Raw genomic sequence first — 21,915 nt, 5'->3', positions numbered from 1 at the left:
ACCTGTAACGAGGAGGGATCACCAGGGCTACGAGCGTATGAGTGCATTCACTCTTCTCAGTGGAGTGCGCACACCTTCTCGAATCTCAGGCGTTGTCGATGAATCGGTCGAGCACGCGCACGCCGAACTTCAGCCCTTCCACCGGAACCCGCTCGTCCACGCCGTGGAACATCCCGGCGAAGTCGAGCTCCGGCGGCAGCTGCAGCGGGGCGAAGCCGAAGCAGCGGATGCCGAGGTCGTCGAAGGACTTCGCGTCCGTGCCGCCCGAGAGCATGTACGGGACCGCGCGCGCGATCGGGTCCTCCGCCTTCAGGGCGCCCTGCATCGCCTCGACCAGCCGGCCGTCGAAGTCCGTCTCCAGCGCTCTGTCGCCGTGCACGTCCTCCCGCTTCACGCGGGGGCCGAGGATGCGGTCCAGATCGGCGAAGAACTCGTCCTCGTAGCCCGGCAGGAAGCGGCCGTCGACGTGGGCCGTCGCCTGGCCGGGGATGACGTTGACCTTGTAGCCGGCGCCGAGCATCGTCGGGGCGGCGGAGTTGCGCAGGGTCGCGCCGACCATCTTGGCGATGCCGCCGAGCTTGGCGAGCGTGGCGTCCATGTTGTCCGGGTCCAGCGGGGTGCCGAGCGCGTCCGAGAGCTCGTCCAGGAAGGACCGGACGGTCTTGGTCACGCGCACCGGCCACTGGTGGCGGCCGAGCCGTCCCACGGCCTCGCACAGCTCCGTGATGGCGTTGTCGTTGTTGGTCATGGAGCCGTGGCCCGCGGTGCCCTCCACCGTCAGGCGCATCCAGTGCATGCCCTTCTGGGCGGTCTCCACGAGGTAGAGCCGGAGGTTCTCGTTCACGGTGAAGGAGAAGCCGCCGACCTCGCCGATCGCCTCGGTGACGCCCTCGAACAGGCCCGGGTGCTTGTCGACGAGGTGCCGGGCCCCGTAGATGCCGCCCGCCTCCTCGTCGGCGAGGAAGGCCAGCACGATGTCCCGCGGGGGCTTGCGGCCGCTGCGCATCCGGTCGCGGACGACGGCCAGCGTCATCGCGTCCATGTCCTTCATGTCGACGGCGCCGCGGCCCCACACGCAGCCGTCGGCGATCTCGCCCGCGAACGGGTCGTACGTCCAGTCCGCGGCGTTGGCAGGAACCACGTCGGTGTGCCCGTGGATCAGCAGCGCGGGACGCGAGGGGTCCTCCCCCTCGATCCGCGCCACCGTCGAGGCACGGCCCTTGTGCGATTCGAAGATCTGCGGCTCCAGCCCGACCTCGGCGAGCTTCTCGGCGACCCACTCCGCCGCCTTGCGCTCACCGGGGCCCGAGTGGTCTCCGTAGTTGCTGGTGTCGATCCGGATGAGGTCCCGGCAGAGGTCGACGACCTCGTCCTCGCCGGAAACGGTCCTGCCCGCGCTCGCCTGGCTCACGCTGCTTCCTCCCACTGATCCACTCAGTACCGAACGTTCCCATCCTCGCCCCCCGGGCCGCTCTCCCCAAGGGCGATCCCCGGCCGTCGGGGGGTGTGATCGAGGACCCCCCGCCGTTTGGTAATGTTTTCCACGTCGGAACGGCCCGCGAGGGACGGACGGCACACACCCGGTCCGGGTGGCGGAATGGCAGACGCGCTAGCTTGAGGTGCTAGTGCCCTTTATCGGGCGTGGGGGTTCAAGTCCCCCCTCGGACACCAAGAGAAGGACCCCGCTTCGGCGGGGTCCTTCTTGGTTCCCGGCCCCGGCCCCGGGCCCCGCCGGGGGCGCGGCGGCGGCCCCGGAATGTTTGGTAGTGTTTCGCTCGTCGCAACGGCCGCGAGGCACGCACGACACACACCCCGTCCGGGTGGCGGAATGGCAGACGCGCTAGCTTGAGGTGCTAGTGCCCTTTATCGGGCGTGGGGGTTCAAGTCCCCCCTCGGACACAACGGCGAGAGGCCGGTCGGGAAACACCCCGACCGGCCTCTCGCACGTCCGGCACCCGTTCGCCGGCGGGGCTGCCGCCGATCGGGGTGGACAGCGCAATGCACGAGGCCCCTCGCGCCGGCGGATCGCCGGTGCGAGGGGCCTCGGGGCTTTCGCGGGGGTCAGTCGCGGTCGGCGGCCAGTTCGGCTACTCGGCCGCGGACCAGGAACCAGCCGCCGACCAGGGCGGCGGCGATGGCCGGGAGGAGCATGACCGTGGTGCGGCCGACGCCGCCGTCGCTCCACATCAGGACCAGGACCGTGACGAGGAAGAGCAGGGTCACGATCTGGGTGTACGGGGCCCAGGGCAGGCGGTAGGAGGGGCGGGTGACCAGGCCGTTCTTCGAGCGGTGCCAGAAGAAGAGCGAGCAGAGCATGACCATGCCCCAGGTGCCCAGGATGCCTATGGAGGCGAGGTTGAGGACGATCTCGAAGGCCTCGCCCGGCATCCAGTAGTTCAGGCCGACGCCGGCGACGCCGAAGGCCGCGGTGAACAAGACGCCGCCGTAGGGGACCTTGCCCTTGTTCATGACGCCGGTGAACTTCGGGGCGGAGCCGGACAGGGCCATCGAGCGCAGGATGCGGCCGGTGGAGTACAGGCCCGAGTTCAGCGAGGAGAGGGCGGCCGTCAGGACGACCAGGTTCATGATGCCCGCGGTGCCGGGGATGCCCAGCTTGTCGAAGACGGTCACGAACGGGGACTGGTCGGCGGAGTAGGCCGAGTACGGGAGCAGCAGGGCCAGCAGGACGACCGAGCCGACGTAGAAGACGCCGACGCGCCACATGATGGAGTTGATCGCCTTCGGCATGATCTTCTCCGGGTTCTCGGTCTCACCCGCGGCGACGCCGCACAGCTCGACGGAGGCGTACGCGAAGACCACGCCCTGGACCACCAGGAGCATCGGCAGCACGCCGGAGGGGAAGAGGCCGCCGTTGTCGGTGATGGTCGCGAGGCCGGGGGTGTGGCCGTCGATCGGGTGGCTGGTGACCAGCAGGTAGATGGCGACCAGCATGAAGATCACCAGGGCGCCGACCTTGACGATCGCGAACCAGAACTCCATCTCGCCGAAGTACTTCACCGAGATCAGGTTGGCGGTGAGGACGATGGCGAGGGCGGTGAACGCGAGGATCCACTGGGGGACGTCGGTGAACGCGGACCAGTAGTGGGCGAACACGGCGGCGGCCGTGATGTCGGCCACGGTGGTCGTGGACCAGTTCAGGAAGTACAGCCAGCCGGCGGTGTAGGCGCCCTTCTCGCCCATGAACTCTCGGGCGTAGGAGACGAAGGCGCCGGAGGAGGGCCGGTAGAGGACCAGTTCGCCGAGGGCCCGGACCACGAAGAAGGCAAAGACGCCGCACACCGCGTAGGCGATCGCGAGGGAGGGGCCGGCGCCGGCGAGGCGGCCGCCCGCGCCGAGGAACAGGCCGGTGCCTATCGCTCCGCCGATCGCGATCATGTTGACGTGGCGGGACTTGAGGTCCTTGCTGTACCCCTCGTCACCGGCGTCGACATGGCGGGAGGGCGCCGGGGCGGGTGCCTCGGTCATGGTGCGGTCACTCATGTATGACTTCGCCTTCGTGGGTGGGACAGGCAGCCCGGAGGGCCCCGCAGGGGAGCTGGGTGGTGTCCCCTGTGACGCGTTCCGGGTGTTTTGATCGCCATAGGAGACCACGAGGCCCGGCCAGCCGCCAAAATCGCCCCCTGTACGCCGAAGCCCCCGACGACCTTGGAAACGGGCGTCGGGGGCTTCGGGGAGGGTGGAAAACGAGGTCAGTCGCCGGGTGTGCCCTCGGCCACCTGGTCGAGCCGGAAGGCTTCGTTGCCGAGCCCGATGCGGGCGTGGACCTCGGGGCGGCTGCGGCACAGGAAGGCCCCGTAGAGCAGTCCGCCGACGGCGGCGGCGCCGATGATGCCCGGCAGGGCCCAGCTGAGCGCGGAGCCCTTCTCGGCGCCGACGAGGACGCCGAAGTCCTTGACGGTGTACACGGCGATGGCGAGCAGGGCGAGGCCCGCGGCGGCGGCCGCGACGAGTCGCCAGACCTGGGCGCCGGCGGTGCCGCGGCGAACGAAGAAGGCGATCACGGCGAAGGAGGCGGTGGCCATGAGGAGCGTCACACCGAGGGCGCCGACGCTGCCCATCCAGGTGAACAGGTGCAGGACGGGTGCGGTGGGGTCACCGGTCGGGAGGTCGTCGGTGACGGCGAAGGCGAGGACGACGACGGTCGCGACGGCGGTCTGCAGGAGCGAGCCGGTGGCGGGGGCGCCGGTGCCGGCGTTGGTACGGCCGAAGGCGGCGGGGAGCAGGCCCTCGCGGCCCATGGCGAAGGCGTAGCGGGCGACGACGTTGTGGAAGCTGAGCATGGCGGCGAACATGCCGGTCACGAAGAGGACGTGCAGGACGTCGGTGAAGGCGGTGCCGAGGCGGGCCTCGGTGAGCTGGAAGAGCAGGCCGGGGCCGGCCTCGGCGGCGGTCTTGACGACTTCGCCGGGGCCGGTGGCGACGGTGAGGGCCCAGGCGCTGAAGGCGAAGAAGAGGGCGACGAAGCCGACGGCGAGGAACATCACGCGGGAGACGACGATGTGCGGCCTGCTGGTCTCCTCGGCGTACACCGGGGACTGCTCGAAGCCGACGAAGGCGGCGATGCAGAAGCACAGGGCGGTGCCGAGGCCGGCTCCGGCGAGGGTCTCGGGGTTGAAGGCGTGGAGCGAGAGGCCTTCGGGGCCGGGCTTGGCGAGGGCGGCGGCGTCGAAGATGACGACCAGGGCGCACTCGATCAGGAGCAGGACGCCGAGGACCTTGGCGTTGAGGTCGATCTTGAGCCAGCCGAGGGCGCCGGTGACGGCGACGGCGAGGAGGGCGGGGATCCACCAGGCGAGCTCGATGTCGAGGTAGGTGGCGAAGATGCCGGAGATCTCGAAGCCGAGGATGCCGTAGACGCCGACCTGCATGGCGCTGTACGCGACGAGGGCGACGAGCGAGGCGGCGGCGCCGGCGGTGGGGCCCAGGCCCCGGGCGATGTAGGCGTAGAAGGCGCCGGCGTTGTGGACGTGGCGGCTCATCTCGGCGTAGCCGACGCTGAACAGCGCGAGGACGAGGCCCAGGATGACGAAGAGCAGGGGCTGGCCGACGACGCCCATCAAGCCGAAGGTCGTGGGCATGACACCAGCGACGACCATCAGGGGGGCGCTCGCGGCGAGCACGGAGAGCAGCAGGCCGGCGGTGCCGAGGCGGTCGGCGCGCAGGGCGCGGTCCTGGCCCTTGTAGGTGCGTATCTCTGCCGGTTCCTGGAGCGTGGTGGATCTGCCCGTCGGCATGGCGGCGTCCTTTCGGGGGCGGGGGAAGGGGTGGAGCCGTGGGGGTGGGGGTTCAGGCGGTGCCGAGTGCGACGCTGCGCGCGGCGAGGAAGGCCTTGTGCGGGTCGCGGTCGGGGTAGGACCAGGGGGCGCGGGTGGCGTGGCTGCCGATCCGGTGGAACAGCGCGGCCGCCTCGGCGGGGCGGCCCTCGCAGAGTTTGGCGTGGGCGAGGAAGTTGAGGTCGACCCGGTTGCGGGGGTGGTCGTCGCGCTCCCACTCCAGCCACCAGTCGAAGGCGGAGCGCAGGACCTGGCGGGCGCGGCGGCCCTCCCAGTGCGCCGCGGCCGCCTCCGGGGTGTGGCCGTGCGTGGCGGCGAGCACCCGGTAGCGCTCGGCGTGCGCGACGACGGGGAGCACGGCCAGCGGCGAGTCGGCCGGGGACTCCTCGGCGGCCCAGGCCGCGAAGTCGTAGACCTCGTGGAGCGGGCCCTGGGCGGGGGCGAGGGTGCGTTCGGCCAGCTTGGCCACCATCAGGTGGTGGGCGTGGTGGTGCTCGCGGTGGCGGGCCCGGACCTGGTCGAAGTGGCGGCTGAACTCTTCCTCCGTACCGAAGGCGCGGGAGAGCAGGAGCAGCCCGAGCCAGGGGGTGGGGTCGTCGGGGAGCAGGGCGGCGGCCCGGCGGCAGGCTTCCTCGGCGGCGGCCGGGGTGCCCTTGTGGCGCAGGGCGTTGAAGACGGCGGCGCAGGCAAGGAGGGTGGCGGCGTCGGCGCTGGCCGGTTCGGCGAGCAGCCACTCGCGGGCCCAGGCGGTGGCCGCCGGGGTCTGGGCGAGGACGACGACGCGGTGGCCCCGGCGGTCCCAGTCGTCACCGGTGCCGACGAGGAGGGAGCGGACCCTGGCCCAGCGCCCCTGGGCGAACTGGGAGCGCACGTCGATGAGTTCGGCGTCGCAGAGGGCGGGGTCGAAGAGCTGGGCGTCCCGCTTGCGGGCGCGGCCGAGGGGCGGCGGAGGCGGGGACATCCGCGGGGTTTCCCTCCAGGACGCGGGCGGACGGGGGTCGGGGGTCGAGCCGGCGGCGGCCTCCCCGCGCGCGCGGAGCGCACGCGCGTGGTCGGCGGTCGGGGCCGTGGGTCTGGGGATCGTGCCGGTGGAGCTCCGCGGAACCCCGGAAGAGCCCCGGAGGAACCGCGGTGGTGCTGCGTCGGGTCGCCGGGGCGCAGGCGGAATTCGGTCGGAACTCCGTTGAGCACTCCAGTGATCACGCACAGCAAAGCGGTACGCGCAGCTCCGAGTCAAGGTCCAGTCCACTGCGTGGCGCGTTTCAACTGCTTTGATCGCCGTACCAGTTGACCGGGCGATATTCGTTCCGGCAGGCCGGGGGCGGCGCCTTAGGGTGGCCGTATGACTGCATATGACGATCTTCCCCCGTACCTGCTGGGGTTCCCCGGGCCCTTGCGCGACCAGTTGGTCGCGGCCGTGCTGAGCGGGGCGAAGACCAGCACCACCGGCCTGCTCGCGGAGTACGAGGCGGAGCGGGAACCGCTGCCGGAGCCGGGCGCGCGGTCCCTGCTGGTCGACTCCGACGAGCGGGGTGTGGCGGTGGTGGAGGTGACGGCCGTGGAGGTGCTGCGGCTCGCCGACGTGGGGCTGGAGCACGCCCTCGACGAGGGCGAGGGGTACACGTCGGTGGCCGAATGGCGTACGTCGCACGAGGAGTTCTGGCACAGCGAGCCGGTGCGCACCGTGATCGGCGACCCGGGGTTCACGGTCGACGACGACACCCTCGTCATCGCGGAACGGTTCCGGGTCACCGAGCGGCTGGTCTGACGCCCCGGCGCGGATGCCGGCCGGACGCGGATGCCGGCCGGGCGCGGATGCCGGCCGGGCGGCGCACCGGCCACGGTACCGCCAGGGCCAGACCGGGCCCCGGTACCGCCAGGCCCCATACCGGGCCCCGTACCACCGGGGCCCGCACCGGGGCCGGCCTCAGCCGACCGACTTCGCCGCGGCCCGGCCCGCCGCGCGGCCGGAGAAGATGCACCCGCCGAGGAAGGTGCCCTCCAGGGCCCGGTAGCCGTGGACCCCGCCGCCGCCGAACCCGGCCGCCTCACCGGCCGCGTAGACGCCCGGCAGCGGTTCGCCCGTCCCGGTCAGGACCCGCGAGGAGAGGTCGGTCTCCAGGCCGCCCAGGGACTTTCGGGTCAGGATGGAGAGCCGTACCGCGATGAGCGGGCCGGCCCCGGGGTCGAGTATCCGGTGCGGGACGGCGGTGCGGATCAGCTTGTCGCCGAGGTACTTGCGGGCCCCGTGGATGGCCGTGACCTGCAGGTCCTTGGTGAAGGGGTTGGCGATCTCCCGGTCGCGGGCGACGATCTCGCCCCGGACCGTGGCCTCGTCGAGGAGGTCCTCCTTGGTGACCGCGTTCATGCCGCGCACGAGGGCGGACAGGTCGCGCTCGACGACGAAGTCGGCGCCGCGGTCCATGAAGGCCTTGACCGGGCCGGGTACGGCCTGGCGCGCCCGGGTGATGACGTCGCGCACCGACTTGCCGGTGAGGTCCGGGTTCTGCTCGGAGCCGGAGAGGGCGAACTCCTTGCCGATGATGCGCTGGTTGAGCACGAACCAGGTGTGGTCGTACCCCGTCTTCATGATGTGGTCGAGGGTGCCCAGGGTGTCGAAGCCGGGGAAGAGCGGTACGGGCAGCCGCTTGCCGGTGGCGTCCAGCCAGAGCGGGGACGGGCCGGGAAGGATGCGGATCCCGTGCTTGGACCAGATCGGGTCCCAGTTCTGGATGCCCTCGGTGTAGTGCCACATGCGGTCCTTGTTGATGTGGCTGGCGCCCGCGGCCTCGGCGATGCCCAGCATCAGGCCGTCGACGTGCGCGGGGACCCCGGAGAGCATCCGCTCGGGCGGGGTGCCGAGCCGGGCGGGCCACTGCGCGCGCACGAGGTCGTGGTTGCCGCCGATGCCGCCGCTGGTGACGATCACGGCCTGGGCCCGCAGGGAGAAGGTCCCGGTGGCCTCGCGGCCGCTGGCGGCGCCCCGTACGGCGTCGGAGGGTTCCAGGATCTCGCCGGTGACGGTGTCCACGGCGCCGGCGGTGGCGGCGAGCCCGGTCACCCGGTGGCGGAAGGCCAGGCGGACCAGGCCGCGGGCCACGCCCTCCCGGACCCGTCGTTCGAAGGGGGCCACCAGACCGGGGCCGGTGCCCCAGGTGATGTGGAAGCGGGGGACGGAGTTCCCGTGTCCGTTGGCGTCGTAGCCGCCGCGCTCCGCCCAGCCGACGACGGGGAAGAAGCGGACGCCCTGCCGGTGCAGCCAGGAGCGCTTCTCGCCGGCCGCGAAGTCGACGTAGGCCTCGGCCCAGCGGCGCGGCCAGGCGTCCTCCTCGCGGTCGAAGCCGGCGGTGCCCAGCCAGTCCTGGAGGGCGAGGGCGTGGCTGTCCTTGATCCGCATGCGGCGCTGCTCGGGCGAGTCCACGAAGAACAGCCCGCCGAAGGACCAGTGCGCCTGGCCTCCAATGGACTGCTCCGGCTCCTGGTCGAGCAGGATGACCTTGCGGCCCGCGTCGACGAGCTCGGCGGTGGCCACGAGGCCCGCGAGCCCGGCTCCGATCACGATCACGTCTGCGTCGTACGTCATGCGGATACCCGTCCTCCGTCGATGGTGGGGCAGATCCTTTGCTACGGAGCGGTAACCAGTCAACAGCGGTGGTTGGATGAACCTGTGAGCGCCGCTGATGAAGTACTGGACGTGGTGGACCGGGACGACCGGGTCACCGGGCAGGCCCCGCGGGGCGAGGTCTACGCCCGCGGGCTGATCCACCGCTGCGTGTTCGTGCTGGCCGGGGACGCGCAGGAGCGCATCTTCGTGCACCGGCGGACCGCCTCGAAGCTCGTCTTTCCCTCGCACTACGACATGTTCGTGGGCGGGGTGGTGGGCGCGGGCGAGAGCTACGCGCAGGCCGCGCTGCGCGAGGCCGAGGAGGAGCTCGGAGTGCGGGGGCTGCCGCAGCCGGAGCCGCTGCTGAAGTTCCTGTACGAGGGTCCGGGCGGGGCCTGGTGGTCCTCCGTCTACGAGGTGCGGTGCGAGCTGCCGGTGGCCCCGCAGGCCTCGGAGGTGGACTGGCACGCCTTCCTCACGCGGGAGGAGCTGGACCGGCGGATCGGGGACGGGGAGTGGGACTGGGTGCCGGACGGGCTGGAGGCCTACCGGCGGCTGCGCGCGCGTGCGGACTCCCGCCAGTAGATTGATCAGGTGATCGACTTCGTCAAGGACGTACGCCTGTGGTTCGCGCCGTCGCGGCTGAGGGACGAGGGCGACACCCCCGACTACCGCTTCTCGCTGGCCAACGAGCGCACCTTCCTCGCCTGGATCCGGACCGCCCTGGCCCTGGTCGGCGGCGGTTTCGCCGTCGACCAGTTCCTGCCCGACCTCCGGTGGGGCGTGCGGGTGGGCATGGCCCTGGCGCTGCTCGTGGTGGGTGCGGCCTGCGCGCTGCGGGCGGTGAACCACTGGGTGCGCTGCGAGCGGGCGATGCGCCGGCACGAGGACCTGCCGCTGTCGCGGTTCCCGGTGGTGCTGAGCCTGGGCGTGGGGCTGGTCGCGGTGGCGATGGTGGTGGTCGTGCTGCTTGGCTGGACGTCGGGGCGGTGAGCCTGCCGGGTACGGACCGCGATGCCGGGCTCCAGCCGGAGCGGACCCGGCTCGCGTGGCGGCGTACGACCCTGGCGTCCTCGGTGGTGGCGGTCCTGGCGCTGCGGGCGGCGCTGCGCGGGTCCGGGTCGCCGACGGAGGTGACCGGGGCGGCGGTGATCGTGCTGCTCTGGCTGGCGTTCCTGTGGGTTGCGCACCGCCGGATCCGGGCGCTGGCGACCGGTCGGCCGCGGATGCTGGGGAGCCGGTCGGCACTGGCCGTGGTCGCGTGCACGGTGGCGCTGGCGGCGTTCGCTGTGGCGGTCATCCTCTGAGCCCCGGCCCGGGTCCGCGCCTGGGACGGGGCCGCGCCTGCGCCTGGAACGGGGCCCGGGGGTCCGGCCGAGCTGCCCGGCCGATCATCCCACTTCTCCCCGCCCGTAAGGACACAACGGGCAATAGGGGACCATTCGCACTAGTCTCGGCGCCATGACGACCCTCCACCACGAACACCCCACGCACCAGCACGCCCACGGCGCGGACTGCGGCCACCGGGCGGTCCCGCACGGCGACCACGTCGACTACGCGCACGACGGCCACCTGCACCGGGAGCACTCGGGGCACTGGGACGAGTGCGAGCCGGCCGGGCACACCGCCCACGAGGGCCACGCCCACGCGCACGGCACGGGCTGCGGGCACGACACCGTCCGGCACGGGGACCACGTCGACTACCTGCACGACGGACACCGGCACGCCGCGCACGACGGGCACTACGACGACCACTGACCGGCGCCGCCGCCCCTGACCGGTCCTCCCGGTCGGCCCTCCCGGCCGGCCGGGGGCGGCACCCGCCCTCCCCCTGCGCGACGACGGCTGACAGGATGCTGACCGCCTGTCACAGCGACCCGGGGAGAGCGCAGATGCCCGTCGACGACCCGTACCTCGTCCAGCCCGCGCCGGGGGTGTACGCCTACGTCCAGCCCGACGGCGGCTGGTGCCTGAACAACGCCGGCTTCGTGAGCGACGGCGGCCGGACCCTGCTCGTCGACACCGCCGCCACCGAGCGGCGGGCCCTGGCACTGCGCGAGGCGGTCGTGGCGGCCGGGGTGCCGCTCCCGCGGACCGTGGTGAACACCCACCACCACGGCGACCACACCTACGGCAACTCCGTCTTCACCCCCGAGGCACTGGTCCTCGCGCACGACAACGCGCGGACCGAGCAGCTCGCCGCCGGCCACCAGCTGGAGATGATCTGGCCCGCGACGGACTTCGGGGCGATCGACATCACCGCGCCGGACCTCACCTACAGCGACCGGGCGACCGTGCACGTGGGCGGGACCGAGGTGCAGGTCCTCCACCCGGGCGTCGCGCACACCACCGGGGACTCGGTCGTGTGGCTGCCCCGGCAGCGGGTGGTCTTCACCGGGGACCTGGTCTTCGCCGGGGGCACGCCGTTCCTCGCGATGGGCTCGCTCGCCGGTTCGCTGCGGGCGCTGGAGCTGCTGCGGTCGCTGGACGCGGAGACCGTCGTACCGGGCCACGGACCGCTGACCGACCCGTCGGCCTACGACTCCACCGAGCGCTACCTGCGGTACGTGGCCGAGCTCGCCCGGGAGGGGGCGGCCAAGGGTCTGACCCCGCTGGAGGTGGCCCGGCAGGCCGACCTCGGCGAGTTCGCGGCCTGGCGGGAGAGCGAGCGGCTGGTGGCCAACGTGCACCGGGCGTACGCGGAGCTGGCCGGGGAGCCCGAGGGTGCGCCGCTGGACATACTGGCGGTGCTCACGGACATGACGGTGATGAACGGCGGCACGCCGATCCTCTGCCACGCGTGAACCCGGCGGGCCGGAGGTGTTCTTTCGGCCCGCCCTCTGGACGGCATACCGACTGGTCGGCATGATTACGTCCGGTGGTGTGCCGACGCACCGCCGCTCGTGCCCTGAACCCTCGATCCCCTGATCCCCTGATCCCCTGATCCCCTGATCCCCTCATCGACTCTCCGCACGGAGGTGCGCACCATGACCTCAGCCCCGGCCGACCCACGAGGCCTGGATCTGGAGCGGCTGCGCGGTCATCTCGACCGCGCCCGGCCGGGACTCGTGTCCGGTGCGCTGCGCGGCCGGCTGATCGAGGGCGGCCGCTCGAACCTCACGTACGAGATCACCGACGGGACCGCCCGCTGGGTGGTGCGCCGGCCGCCCCTCGGCCACGTCCTGGCCACCGCCCACGACATGCGCCGCGAGCACCGCGTCATCGCGGCGCTGCACGGGACGGCCGTACCGGTCCCGGAGCCGGTGCTGCTGTGCGAGGACGAGGAGGTGCTGGGGGCGCCTTTCTACGTCATGGAGTACGTGGAGGGGGTGCCGTACCGCACGGCCGGCGAGCTCGCCGCGATCGGTCCGGAGCGCACCCGGCGGGCTGTGCTGGGGCTGGTGGACACGCTGGTCGACCTGCACGCGGTGGACCCGGAGGCGGTGGGCCTGGGCGACTTCGGCCGGCCCGAGGGCTTCCTCGACCGGCAGCTGCGGCGCTGGGGCAAGCAGCTCGCGGCCTCCCGGGGGCGCGAGCTCGCCGGGATCGACGAGCTGCACGTCGCCCTGGGGCGCAGGCTGCCCGACTCCCCCGCCCCGACCGTGGTGCACGGCGACTACCGGCTCGACAACGTGCTCATCGGCACCTCCCCGTCCGGCACCGACACGATCCGGGCGGTGCTCGACTGGGAGATGTCCACGCTCGGGGATCCGCTCACCGACCTCGGGCTGCTGGTGATGTACAGCTCCGACCTGGGCCTGCCCGCGTCCCCGGTCGGCACGACGAGCGGTGCCCCCGGGCATCCGGCGCCCGCCGAGCTGGTCGAGCGGTACGCCGCCCGCTCCGGGCGGGACACCGGGGCGATCGCCTGGTACACGGCGTTCGCCTGGTTCAAGCTCGCGGTGATCCTCGAGGGCATCCACTACCGCTACACGCTCGGGCAGACCGTCGGTGCGGGTTTCGACCGGATCGGCGAGCTGGTTCCGGTCTTCATCGAGCACGGACTGACCACCCTCCAGGAACTGCAGGAAGGCTGAGGCACGCAGCATGGACTTCGCATTCGACGCCCGGACCGAGGAACTCCGTGAGCGGCTGCTCGCGTTCATGGAGGAGTACGTCCACGCGGCGGAGCCCGTCGCCGCCGAGCAGCGCGCACGGCTGGCCTCGCCCTGGGACACCCCGGCCGTCTTCGGTGAACTGAAGGCCGAGGCGCGCCGCCAGGGCCTGTGGAACCTCTTCTTCGTGGACCAGCACGGCCTGCCCGGCGCGGAGTACGGCGCGGGGCTCACCAACCTCCAGTACGCGCCGCTCGCCGAGATCACCGGCCGCAGCCCGCACCTGGCGCCGATGGCGACCAACTGCGCGGCCCCGGACACCGGGAACATGGAGCTGCTGGCCCAGTTCGGCAGCGAGGAGCAGAAGAAGCAGTGGCTGGAGCCGCTGCTGAACGGCGAGATCCGCTCCGCGTTCGCGATGACGGAGCCCGAGGTGGCCTCCTCGGACGCGACGAACATCGAGACCCGGATCGAGCGGGTGGGCGACGAGTACGTGATCACGGGCCGCAAGTGGTTCATCTCCGGTGCCATGAACCCGGACTGCAGGGTCTTCATCGTGATGGGCAAGACCGACCCGGAGGGCGCCGATCCGCGCCGTCAGCAGTCGATGGTCCTGGTCCCGCGGGACACCCCGGGGGTCGAGGTGCGTCGGGCCATGACGGTGTACGGGTACGAGGACCACGACCACGGCGGCCACGCCGAGGTGGTCTTCGACGGGGTACGGGTCCCGGCGGCGAACCTGATCGGCGAGGAGGGCGGCGGCTTCGCCATCGCCCAGGCGCGGCTCGGCCCGGGCCGCATCCACCACTGCATGCGGCTCATCGGCATGGCGGAGCGGGCCATCGAGCTGATGTGCCGGCGCGCGGTGGAGCGTACGGCCTTCGGCAAGCCGCTGGCCGCACAGGGCGTCGTGCAGAACTGGATCGCGGACGCCCGCGTGACGGTGGAGCAGCTGCGGCTGCTGGTGCTCAAGACGGCCTGGCTGATGGACACGGTCGGCAACCGCGGCGCGCACACCGAGATCCAGGCCATCAAGATCGCGACCCCGCGGGCGGTGGTGCGGATCCTGGACGACGCGGTGCAGCTGCACGGCGCGGGCGGGGTGAGCCAGGACCTCCCGCTGGCCGAGCTGTGGGCGGCGGCCCGGACCCTGCGGCTGGCCGACGGCCCGGACGAGGTCCACCAGCGCTCCCTGGCCCGCCGGGAGCTGAGGCGCTACATGTAGCCCCCGGCGGAGCGGTGCCCCGCGGGCCCGGAGGGCGGCGGGGCACCGCGGGGCCGGAGGGCGGCGGGGCCGGGCCCGTTCAGGCGGGGCTGGTGCGGCCGGTCGCCGCCGTGATGACCTCGTCCAGCACCTCGCGGGAGCGGATCAGTTCGCCGATCATCCGGTCGATCCGCTCCCGTTCGGCGGCCAGTTCGGCCACCAGCGCGGGGGTCGCGCGGACCGACGGGCCGCCGTCCTCGTCCCGCATGCAGGGCAGGATCTGCCCGATCTTCGTGCTGTTCAGGCCGGCCGCGTAGAGCTCCTGGATGCGGATGACCCGGTCGACGGCCCGCTCGGGGAAGTCCCGGTGCCCGCCGGGCGTACGGTCGGCGGCCAGCAGGCCCTGTGCCTCGTAGTAGCGCAGCGAACGCTCGCCGACGCCGGTGCGCGCCGCCAGTTCCCCGATCCGCACGGTCCCCCCGGTCCTTGAATCTGACACCAGTGTCAGGTTTTACGGTACCCGGCATGACGCAGCAGACGCAGCAGACGCAGCAGACGACCCTCTTCGACCGCACCCGCCTCGGCGGGCTGGAACTCCCCAGCCGCCTGGTGATGGCTCCGCTGACGCGCAACCGCGCCGGCGCCGACGGGGTGCCCGGCGACCTCATGGCCACCTACTACGCGCAGCGCGCCTCGGCCGGTCTGATCATCGCCGAGGCGGCCACGCCGAACGCCGTCGGCCGGACCTACCCCCACATCCCCGGCATCCACACCGCGGCGCAGGTCGCCGGGTGGCGCCGGGTCACGGACGCGGTGCACGCGGCCGGCGGGCGGATGTACCTCCAGCTCCAGCACGGCGGCCGGGTCGGCCACCCCGACACCAGCGGGCACGTCCCGCTCGCCCCGTCGGCCGTACGGTTCCCCGAGCCGCTGCACACCCCGGGCGGGCTGCGGGACGCGGTGGCGCCCCGGGAGATGACGGAGGAGGACATCCGGTCCACCGTCGCCGACTTCGCGAACGCCGCGCGCAGCGCCGTCGAGGCCGGATTCGCCGGGGTGGAGGTGCACTCCGCCAACGGCCACCTGCTCCACCAGTTCCTCGCGCGGAACACCAACCGGCGCACCGACGGCTGGGGCGGCTCCGTCGAGGGCCGCATCCGCTTCACCGTCGAGGTGGTGCGCGCGGTGGCCGAAGCCGTCGGGCCGGACCGGGTCGGCGTCCGGATCTCGCCCGGACTGGGCGTGAACGGCATCGAGGAGGGCGACACCGCCGCGATCTACCCGGCGCTGGTCGGGGCACTGGCGCAGCTCGGGCCGGTCTACCTGCACCAGGTGTACGCCGACCCGGCCTCGCCCCTCTTCGACGCGATCCGCCGGGCCTGGCCCGGCACGCTGATCGCCAACCCGGCGCTGACCCGCGAGGAGGTGGCCGCCGACGGCGGCATGCGCGCCGGCGAGCGGCTGCTGGCCGCCGGCGCCGACCTGATCGCGCTGGGCCGGGGCTTCCTCGCCAACCCCGACCTCGTGGAACGGCTGCGCACGGGCGCGCCGCTCAACGCGGTCCGGCCGGAGTTCCTGATGTACGTCCAGGGCGCGGAGGGCTACACCGACTATCCCGCCCTGGACGCCTCGGGGATCAGGGCCGCAGCGCCCGCAGCAGCAGGTCCGCGAGGTGGTCGGCGACCTGCTGCGGTGTGAGCGGGCCGTCGGCCCGGTACCAGGTGGACAGGTGGTGCACGGACCCGAAGTGGTAGTCCACCACCAGGTCGGCGGGGGTGGCGGTGGAGAACACCCCGGTCCGCTGCCCCTCCTCGATCAGGGCCCGGAAGCGCTCGTGGTAGCGCCGGCGCTCCGCCCGTACCTGCTTGAACTTCTCCGGGCTGAGCTGGTGCATCGACCGGAAGAAGATCATGGCGTCGTCGAGGTTCTCGATGGTGGTGACCACCACGTCGGCGGCCGCGGCCCGCAGCCGTTCCTCGACGGGGGCGTCGGAGGCGGCCACCGCGTCGAGGCGCTGCTGCTGGAGGCGCAGCATCCGCGCGTACACCTCGTGCAGCAGGTCGTCCTTGGACCCGAAGTAGTGGTAGAGCGCGCCCTTGGTGACCCCGGCCGCCTCGACGATCTCCTGGACGGACGTGCGGTCGTAGCCGCGCTCGGCGAACAGCCGGGTGGCGACGGCCAGCAGCCGCTGCGGTACCGGGGCCTCGTGCGTGCCTGCGGGTTCCGTGGTCCTGGCCGCCATGGTGCCGACCCTCCCTTTCTCGTTCCTGCCTACCTGGTCGGTGCGACCAGCTGTACGACCGTCCGACTGTTTTCAGCCGCGATCGCGCAGTTCCCGTCGCAGGATCTTGCCACTGGTCGTCTTCGGAAGGACAGGCAGGATCTCGACCCGGCGCGGGTATTTGTACGCGGCCATGCGCTCGGCACAGTGGGCGGCGAGCTCCTCCGGCTCGGCCGAGGTGCCGGGTCGCAGGCTCACGTACGCCTTGACGGTCTCCCCGCGGTACGGGTCGGGGACGCCGACCACGGCGGCCTCGCGGACGGCGGGGTGGGTGTAGAGCACGTCCTCGACCTCGCGCGGCCAGACCTTGAAGCCGGACGCGTTGATCATGTCCTTCTTGCGGTCGACGACGTAGAGCCAGCCGTCCGGGTCCATGAAGCCGACGTCCCCGGTGCGCAGTTCGCCGTCCGGGAAGGCCTCGGCGGTTTCGGCGGGCAGGCCCCAGTAGCCGGGGACGACCTGGGGGCCGCGGACGGCGATCTCGCCGGTCCGGCCGATGGGCAGCTCCGCTCCCTGCTCGTCGAGGATGCGGACGAGGGTGTCGGTGCCGGGCAGGCCGACGGAGAGGGTGCCGGAGGCGGGGTCGACGGGGGCTTCGAGGTGCACGGGCACGCTGGCGCAGGGGGCGGTGCACTCGGTGAGGCCGTAGCCGTTGCGGAGGTAGAAGCCGAAGGCCGCGCGCAGGCGTTCGACGAGGGCGGGCGGGAGCGGGGCGCCGCCGGAGGAGACGACCTGGAAGGAGGCGAAGTGGTCGGGGGTGGCGGCGGGGTGGGCGGCGAGGGCCATGAAGGCGGTGGCCGGGCCGACGGTGTAGGCGGGGCGGTGCTCCAGGAAGGCGTCGAGGACGGCCCCGGCGTCGAAGCGGTGGGCGAGGACGAGGGTGCCGGCGTTGACGAAGCAGGCGGACAGTTCGCAGACCATGCCGGTGATGTGGAACAGGGGCGCGAGGGCGAAGTAGCCGGCGCCCTCGGCCAGGGGGTGGGCGGTGACCTGCCGTACGGCGTTGTAGGTGAGCGCGCCGTGCGGGTTCATCGCGCCCTTGGGGGTGCCGCTGGTGCCGGAGGTGTAGCTGATGAGCGCGGTGTCGGCGGCGGTGAGGTCCGGACCGCCCGGAGCGGGCCGCCCGCCGCGGGCGACGGCGAAGAGGTCGGCGGTGGCGGGGTCGGGGATGACGGGGTCGGGGGTGTCCGCGACCGCCTGCGCGGGCACGTGCGGACGGTCGGGGGCCGTGGCCATGGCCGTGGCCGGGTCCTGTGCCGGGGCCGCGGCCGGTGCCCGGCCGAAGACGCGCGGGTCGTCGCGGGTCTGGAAGTCCCGGTCCGAGGCGGTCAGCACGGTCCGCACCGCACTGCCCCGCACCGCCTTGCACAGGTACGCCGCCCAGGCACCGCCGTCGCACACGAGCGCGGCGGCCCCGGAGTCGCGCAGGACGTGGCCGACCTCGCCGGACTTGTACATGGGGTTGAGCGGGACCACGACGGCCCCGGCCTTCCAGGCGCCGAGGACGGCGAGCACGAAGTGCGGGGTGTTCTGGAGCATGACCGCGACCCGGTCGCCGCGGCGGACGCCCCGCGCGGCGAGGTGGCCGGCGACGGAGTCGGAGAGCGCGTCGGCCTCGGCATAGCCGATCCGGCCGTCGAAGTAGGCGAGCGCGGTGCGTTCGGGGGCGCGGGCGACGGCCTCGCGGAAGGCGTGCAGGACGGTGGGCGGCGGCGCGACGGGCGCCAGCTGGACCGGGGAGAGCAGCCCGCGCCAGGGCCGGGCGGCGTAGACCGAGGCGGAAGCGGAGTCGGAGGCGGGGGGAGAGGTGGCGCCGGAGGCGGGGGTCACCGGGTCTCCCATGTCTGCTGGAGGTGGTTCATGCCGCTCAGCCAGCGGTCCGGGTCGGTGGCGCGGGCCGCGTAGTAGTCGGCGACCTCGGCGTGCGGGAGGATCAAGAAGCGGCCCTTCTCCATGCCGTCGAACAGCGCGTCCGCGACCGCTTCCGGCTCGATCGCGGTCGGTGCGAGGACGAGTTCGCCCGCCGAGCCCGCGGCGGTCAGCATGTCGGTGCGCACTCCTTGCGGGCAGACGGCGTGGACCTGGACACCTCGGTGGCGGTAGGTCAGCGAGAGCCATTCCGCGAAGGCGAGGGCACCGTGCTTGGTGACACTGTACGGGGCGGCCCCGATCATGCTGAGCAGTCCCGCGGCCGAGACGGTGGAGACGAAGCGGCCGCTCCCCCGCTCCAGCCAGTCGGGCAGCAGCAGCCGGGCGGCGCGGACGTGGGCCATGACGTTGACGTCCCAGGCGGCTTCCCAGACGGCCTCGTCGGCGTCTGCGCCGCCGCCCGAGGCGAGTCCGGCGTTGGCGCAGTAGACGTCGACCGTCCCGCCGAGTGCCTCCCGGGCCTCGGCCGCGACCTGGGAGGCGTCGCCCGGCACCGGGATCGCCCGCGCGCCGATGGCGCCCGCGACCGCGGCGGCCCGGGCGGGGTCGAGGTCGTTGACGACCACCGTGGCGCCCTCGGCCGCGAAGCGGTGGGCGAGCGCGGCGCCGATGCCGCCGCCCGCGCCGGTGACGACGACTCGCTGGTCCTGGTACGCGCTCACGGGATCACACCTCTCGTACGGCGGGTTGCGGATCCGGGCAGACTAACCAGTCGGTATGTCGGGGCGGAAGGGGCCCGCCTCGTAGCGTGTCGGGATGACGCTGTCGCGACGCGGGGTGCTGGGGCTGGCGGGGGTCGTGGGATCGGCGGGCGCGGCCGGCGCCTTGGGCGCGGCGGGCACAGCCGGGGCTGCGGGGGCTGCGGGCACAGCCGGGGCTGCCGGAGCTGCCGGGACCGGTGCACCGCGGGCGGCGGGCCGGGTGCGCACCGGCTTCGAGCGGCTCGCGGCGGACGGGTACGCCGCCCTGGCCGGCCAGAGGGTCGGGGTGGTCACCAACCCCACGGGGATCACCGCCGACGCCCGGCACCTGGTGGACGTGCTGCACGCGGACGAACGGGTCGACCTCGTCGCGGTGTTCGGGCCCGAGCACGGGTTCCGCGGGACGGCGCAGGCCGGCGACTCCGAGGGGGCCGCGCGCGACCCCGCGACCGGGCTGCCCGTGTACGACACGTACGACAAGAGCGGGCAGCGGCTCGCCGACGTGTTCACGGCGGCCGGGATCGACACCGTCGTCTTCGACATCCAGGACGTCGGGGCCCGCTTCTACACCTACATCTGGACCCTCTACGACTGCATGCGCGCGGCAGCCCTCGCCGGCAAGGCGGTGGTGGTGCTGGACCGCCCGAACCCGGTGGGCGGCCGGCGGGCGGCGGGCCCGGTGCTGCAGCGGCCGTACGCCAGCTTCGTGGGCCGGGAGCCGATCGCGCTCGCGCACGGGATGACGGCGGCCGAGCTGGCCCGGCTGTTCAACGGCGAGTTCCTGGCCTCCGGTCCGGCCTCCGGTCCGGCTCCCGCCACCGGCCCGGTCAGGCTGACCACCGTGGCCATGTCCGGATGGCGGCGCGGGTCCTTCTTCGGGGAGACGGGGCTGCCCTGGGTACCGCCGAGCCCGAACATGCCGACGCCGGACACGGCCCTCGCCTACGCCGGGACCTGCCTGTTCGAGGGGACGAACCTCTCCGAGGGGCGCGGCACGACCACGCCCTTCGAGGTGCTGGGGGCGGAGGGGATCGACCGGCGGTGGGCGGAGGCCGCGAACGGGCTGGGGCTGCCCGGGGTGTGGTTCCGCGAGGCGTACTTCACGCCCACCTTCTCCAAGCACGTGGGGAAGGTGTGCGGCGGGGTCCGGCTGATCGTGCACGACCGGGAGGCCTTCGACCCGGTGCGGGCCGGCATCGGACTGCTGGTCACCGCCCGCCGCGTGTGGAGCGGCTTCGGCTGGCGCGCGGACCACTGGATCGACCGGCTGACCGGCTCGGACCGGGTGCGCACGCTGGTGGACGCGGGCGCCGGGGTGGAGGAGGTCGCGGGCGACTGGGCGGCGGGGCTGGCCCGCTTCGAGGCGGTGCGCGCGCAGTACCTGCTCTACTCCTGAGCCGGAGCCTGCTCCGCTCCTGAGCCGGCCGCGTCGGGGGGCTGGCCGGGCGGGCACCGCAGCAGGATGCTGGCTGCACCGGAGGCACGGCGTGAAGGGGGACGTCATGGCGGATGTCGGTGGCGGATTCGGCTTCGGGACGGGGACCGGGATCGGGGTGGGTCCGTACGCGGAACTGACCTTCGACTCCGAAGGGGACGTGGACCGCGCCTCGCAGGGGGCGGTGTCCCGGATGGAGGCGACGGACGTACTCGTCTTCGCGCACGGCTGGAACAGCGACCGCTCCACGGCGACCCGGCTCTACGACCGGTTCTTCGCACCGTTCCCCGCCCTGGTGGGGCCGGGGGTTCGGCTGGGGTACGTGGGTGTCGTGTGGCCCTCGATGCGGTTCTCCGACGAGCCGATCCCCGACTTCGAGGCGCCCGGCGCCCTCGCGGAGGCGGGCCACGGCTGTGCGCTGGACCCGCTGACCCGGCAGGCGCTCGGGGAGTTCTGGCCCGGGAGGCGCGCGGAGCTGGACCGGCTCGCGGAGCTGCTGGCGGAGCAGCCGGAGTCGGCGGCCGCGTTCATCGAGTTCGGCGCGCTGGTCAGGGAGCTGGCCGGGGTGGACGCGGTGCACGCCGCGCACACGGTGGCGGCGCCGGCGCCGGCGGTACCGGCGATCTTCGCGGAGGACGTGCTGGAGGTCTGCCGGGTCCTGTCGCTCGCCCTGGCCAGGGCCGGGGGCGCGGCTGCTGCCGCCGCGGGCGCCGAGGGGCCGGGGCTCACGGTCGGCGGCGGGCTGCGCGGCCTGTGGGGCGGCGCCAAGGAACTGTTGCGGCAGGCCGCGTACTACACGATGAAGAAGCGGGCGGGCGTGGTCGGCGAGCGGGGGCTGGGCCCGGTCCTGGCGGAGCTGGCGGCGGGCCGGCCGGCGATGCGGTTCCATCTGATCGGACACAGCTTCGGGGCCCGGGTGGTCTCCTTCTCGCTGCGCGCGGTGCCGGACGGGGCCCGGTACGTCAGGTCCGTGACCCTGCTCCAGGGAGCCTTCTCCCACTACGCGTTCGCCGACCAGCTGCCGCACGACAAGGGGCGCGGCGGCGCCCTGCGCGGCCTCCAGCGCAAGGTCGACGGACCGGTGGTCGCCTGCCATTCTCCGCACGACTCCGCGCTCAAGGTCTTCTACCCGCTGGCGTCCCGGATGGCCGGTGATTCGGCCGGTCTGCTCGGCTTCGACGAGCGGTGGGGCGCGATCGGGCACGACGGGGTGCAGGCGGTGCCGGGAGCGCCCCGGATGGGCCTCGACAGGGCCCTGCGCGAGGGGGTGCCCGCGGCCGGATGCGTCAGTGTGGACGCGGGCTCCGTGGTGCGGCGCGGCGGTGCCCCCTCGGGGGCGCACAGCGACATCTGCCACGAGGAACTGGCCCGGGTCGTGGTGTCCGCGGGGCGCATGGGGCGCTGAGTTCTGG

At 73.2% G+C, this 21,915-nt stretch carries 20 protein-coding genes and 2 tRNA genes; 13 read left to right on the top strand and 9 right to left on the bottom strand.

Translation table 11 applies throughout. From position 1 onward, the window contains the following. Positions 1-85 precede the first annotated feature (85 nt). Positions 86-1,411, bottom strand: coding sequence for a M20/M25/M40 family metallo-hydrolase (locus AB0O53_RS26710; RefSeq protein ID WP_350998311.1), 1,326 nt, complete (start codon positions 1,409-1,411; stop codon positions 86-88). 172 nt (positions 1,412-1,583) lie between these two features. On the opposite strand from AB0O53_RS26710, the gene AB0O53_RS26705 reads away from it, so the two are divergent. Both AB0O53_RS26705 and AB0O53_RS26700 read left to right on the top strand, forming a co-directional pair. Beyond that, a tRNA-Leu gene (locus AB0O53_RS26705) sits at positions 1,584-1,671 on the top strand. A 143-nt stretch (positions 1,672-1,814) separates the two neighbouring features. Beyond that, positions 1,815-1,899: transfer RNA gene (locus tag AB0O53_RS26700), tRNA-Leu, on the top strand. Positions 1,900-2,061: 162 nt separating this feature from the next. On the opposite strand, the gene AB0O53_RS26695 is transcribed toward AB0O53_RS26700, so the two are convergent. The 3 genes from AB0O53_RS26695 to AB0O53_RS26685 all read right to left on the bottom strand — a co-directional run bounded on the left by AB0O53_RS26695 (position 2,062) and on the right by AB0O53_RS26685 (position 6,255). Then, positions 2,062-3,501 carry an amino acid permease gene (locus AB0O53_RS26695; protein ID WP_359121277.1) on the bottom strand — a complete coding sequence of 480 codons (1,440 nt, stop codon included), beginning with the start codon at positions 3,499-3,501 and terminating at the stop codon, positions 2,062-2,064. 209 nt (positions 3,502-3,710) lie between these two features. Then, a complete protein-coding gene (locus tag AB0O53_RS26690) occupies positions 3,711-5,255 on the bottom strand; it encodes an APC family permease (RefSeq protein ID WP_350998317.1) in 1,545 nt (514 codons plus the stop codon). A 52-nt stretch (positions 5,256-5,307) separates the two neighbouring features. Continuing rightward, complete coding sequence (locus AB0O53_RS26685) at positions 5,308-6,255, bottom strand: hypothetical protein (RefSeq protein ID WP_350998320.1); 948 nt, start codon at positions 6,253-6,255, stop codon at positions 5,308-5,310. Between the two features lie 381 nt (positions 6,256-6,636). Between AB0O53_RS26685 and AB0O53_RS26680 the strand changes: the two genes are divergently transcribed. Continuing rightward, complete coding sequence (locus tag AB0O53_RS26680; protein ID WP_350998321.1) at positions 6,637-7,062, top strand: ASCH domain-containing protein; 426 nt, start codon at positions 6,637-6,639, stop codon at positions 7,060-7,062. A 159-nt stretch (positions 7,063-7,221) separates the two neighbouring features. Here AB0O53_RS26680 and AB0O53_RS26675 read toward each other — a convergent pair whose 3' ends face one another. Continuing rightward, a complete protein-coding gene (locus AB0O53_RS26675; protein ID WP_365198799.1) occupies positions 7,222-8,877 on the bottom strand; it encodes an FAD-binding dehydrogenase in 1,656 nt (551 codons plus the stop codon). 84 nt (positions 8,878-8,961) lie between these two features. On the opposite strand from AB0O53_RS26675, the gene AB0O53_RS26670 reads away from it, so the two are divergent. From AB0O53_RS26670 to AB0O53_RS26640, 7 genes are all read left to right on the top strand, one after another. Beyond that, a complete protein-coding gene (locus AB0O53_RS26670) occupies positions 8,962-9,483 on the top strand; it encodes an NUDIX hydrolase (protein WP_365198796.1) in 522 nt (173 codons plus the stop codon). Between the two features lie 9 nt (positions 9,484-9,492). Continuing rightward, complete coding sequence (locus tag AB0O53_RS26665; RefSeq protein WP_350998326.1) at positions 9,493-9,891, top strand: YidH family protein; 399 nt, start codon at positions 9,493-9,495, stop codon at positions 9,889-9,891. A 2-nt stretch (positions 9,892-9,893) separates the two neighbouring features. After that, positions 9,894-10,205, top strand: a complete 312-nt coding sequence (locus AB0O53_RS26660; protein ID WP_350998451.1) for a DUF202 domain-containing protein — start codon at positions 9,894-9,896, stop codon at positions 10,203-10,205. A gap of 154 nt (positions 10,206-10,359) precedes the next feature. Next, positions 10,360-10,656 (top strand): hypothetical protein, encoded by a 297-nt coding sequence (locus AB0O53_RS26655; RefSeq protein WP_350998328.1) that lies wholly within the window; start codon positions 10,360-10,362, stop codon positions 10,654-10,656. A gap of 134 nt (positions 10,657-10,790) precedes the next feature. Then, positions 10,791-11,702, top strand: coding sequence for an MBL fold metallo-hydrolase (locus AB0O53_RS26650; protein WP_365198793.1), 912 nt, complete (start codon positions 10,791-10,793; stop codon positions 11,700-11,702). A gap of 183 nt (positions 11,703-11,885) precedes the next feature. Next, on the top strand, positions 11,886-12,935 hold the full coding sequence (locus AB0O53_RS26645; protein ID WP_350998333.1) for a phosphotransferase family protein: 1,050 nt from the start codon (positions 11,886-11,888) through the stop codon (positions 12,933-12,935). A 10-nt stretch (positions 12,936-12,945) separates the two neighbouring features. Next, positions 12,946-14,178 (top strand): acyl-CoA dehydrogenase family protein, encoded by a 1,233-nt coding sequence (locus AB0O53_RS26640; protein ID WP_365198789.1) that lies wholly within the window; start codon positions 12,946-12,948, stop codon positions 14,176-14,178. A 79-nt stretch (positions 14,179-14,257) separates the two neighbouring features. Here AB0O53_RS26640 and AB0O53_RS26635 read toward each other — a convergent pair whose 3' ends face one another. Next, positions 14,258-14,629, bottom strand: coding sequence for a MerR family transcriptional regulator (locus tag AB0O53_RS26635; RefSeq protein WP_350998454.1), 372 nt, complete (start codon positions 14,627-14,629; stop codon positions 14,258-14,260). 53 nt (positions 14,630-14,682) lie between these two features. Between AB0O53_RS26635 and AB0O53_RS26630 the strand changes: the two genes are divergently transcribed. Beyond that, positions 14,683-15,855, top strand: coding sequence for an alkene reductase (locus AB0O53_RS26630; protein ID WP_365198784.1), 1,173 nt, complete (start codon positions 14,683-14,685; stop codon positions 15,853-15,855). Here the strand turns inward: AB0O53_RS26630 and AB0O53_RS26625 are convergent. From AB0O53_RS26625 to AB0O53_RS26615, 3 genes are all read right to left on the bottom strand, one after another. After that, the gene (locus AB0O53_RS26625) at positions 15,794-16,399 is read right to left on the bottom strand and encodes a TetR/AcrR family transcriptional regulator (protein ID WP_030661506.1); all 606 of its coding nucleotides are present in this window, start codon (positions 16,397-16,399) and stop codon (positions 15,794-15,796) included. The genes AB0O53_RS26630 and AB0O53_RS26625 overlap by 62 nt on opposite strands. 72 nt (positions 16,400-16,471) lie before the next feature. Continuing rightward, positions 16,472-18,280 (bottom strand): AMP-binding protein, encoded by a 1,809-nt coding sequence (locus AB0O53_RS26620; RefSeq protein WP_365198781.1) that lies wholly within the window; start codon positions 18,278-18,280, stop codon positions 16,472-16,474. Further along, positions 18,265-19,029: an SDR family oxidoreductase gene (locus AB0O53_RS26615; protein ID WP_350998347.1), complete on the bottom strand. Its 765-nt coding sequence runs from the start codon at positions 19,027-19,029 to the stop codon at positions 18,265-18,267. The genes AB0O53_RS26620 and AB0O53_RS26615 overlap by 16 nt, the downstream gene beginning before the upstream one ends. A 94-nt stretch (positions 19,030-19,123) precedes the next feature. Between AB0O53_RS26615 and AB0O53_RS26610 the strand changes: the two genes are divergently transcribed. Both AB0O53_RS26610 and AB0O53_RS26605 read left to right on the top strand, forming a co-directional pair. Next, positions 19,124-20,464, top strand: coding sequence for an exo-beta-N-acetylmuramidase NamZ family protein (locus AB0O53_RS26610; RefSeq protein ID WP_350998350.1), 1,341 nt, complete (start codon positions 19,124-19,126; stop codon positions 20,462-20,464). Positions 20,465-20,570: 106 nt separating this feature from the next. After that, positions 20,571-21,908 carry a serine-threonine protein kinase gene (locus AB0O53_RS26605; protein ID WP_365198776.1) on the top strand — a complete coding sequence of 446 codons (1,338 nt, stop codon included), beginning with the start codon at positions 20,571-20,573 and terminating at the stop codon, positions 21,906-21,908. Positions 21,909-21,915: the final 7 nt, after the last annotated feature.

The organism is Streptomyces erythrochromogenes (assembly GCF_040684695.1).
Taxonomy (GTDB): domain Bacteria; phylum Actinomycetota; class Actinomycetes; order Streptomycetales; family Streptomycetaceae; genus Streptomyces; species Streptomyces erythrochromogenes_C.
The sequence above is the reverse complement of the archived record's forward strand: the minus strand, read 5'-3'. Positions and strand labels throughout refer to the sequence as shown.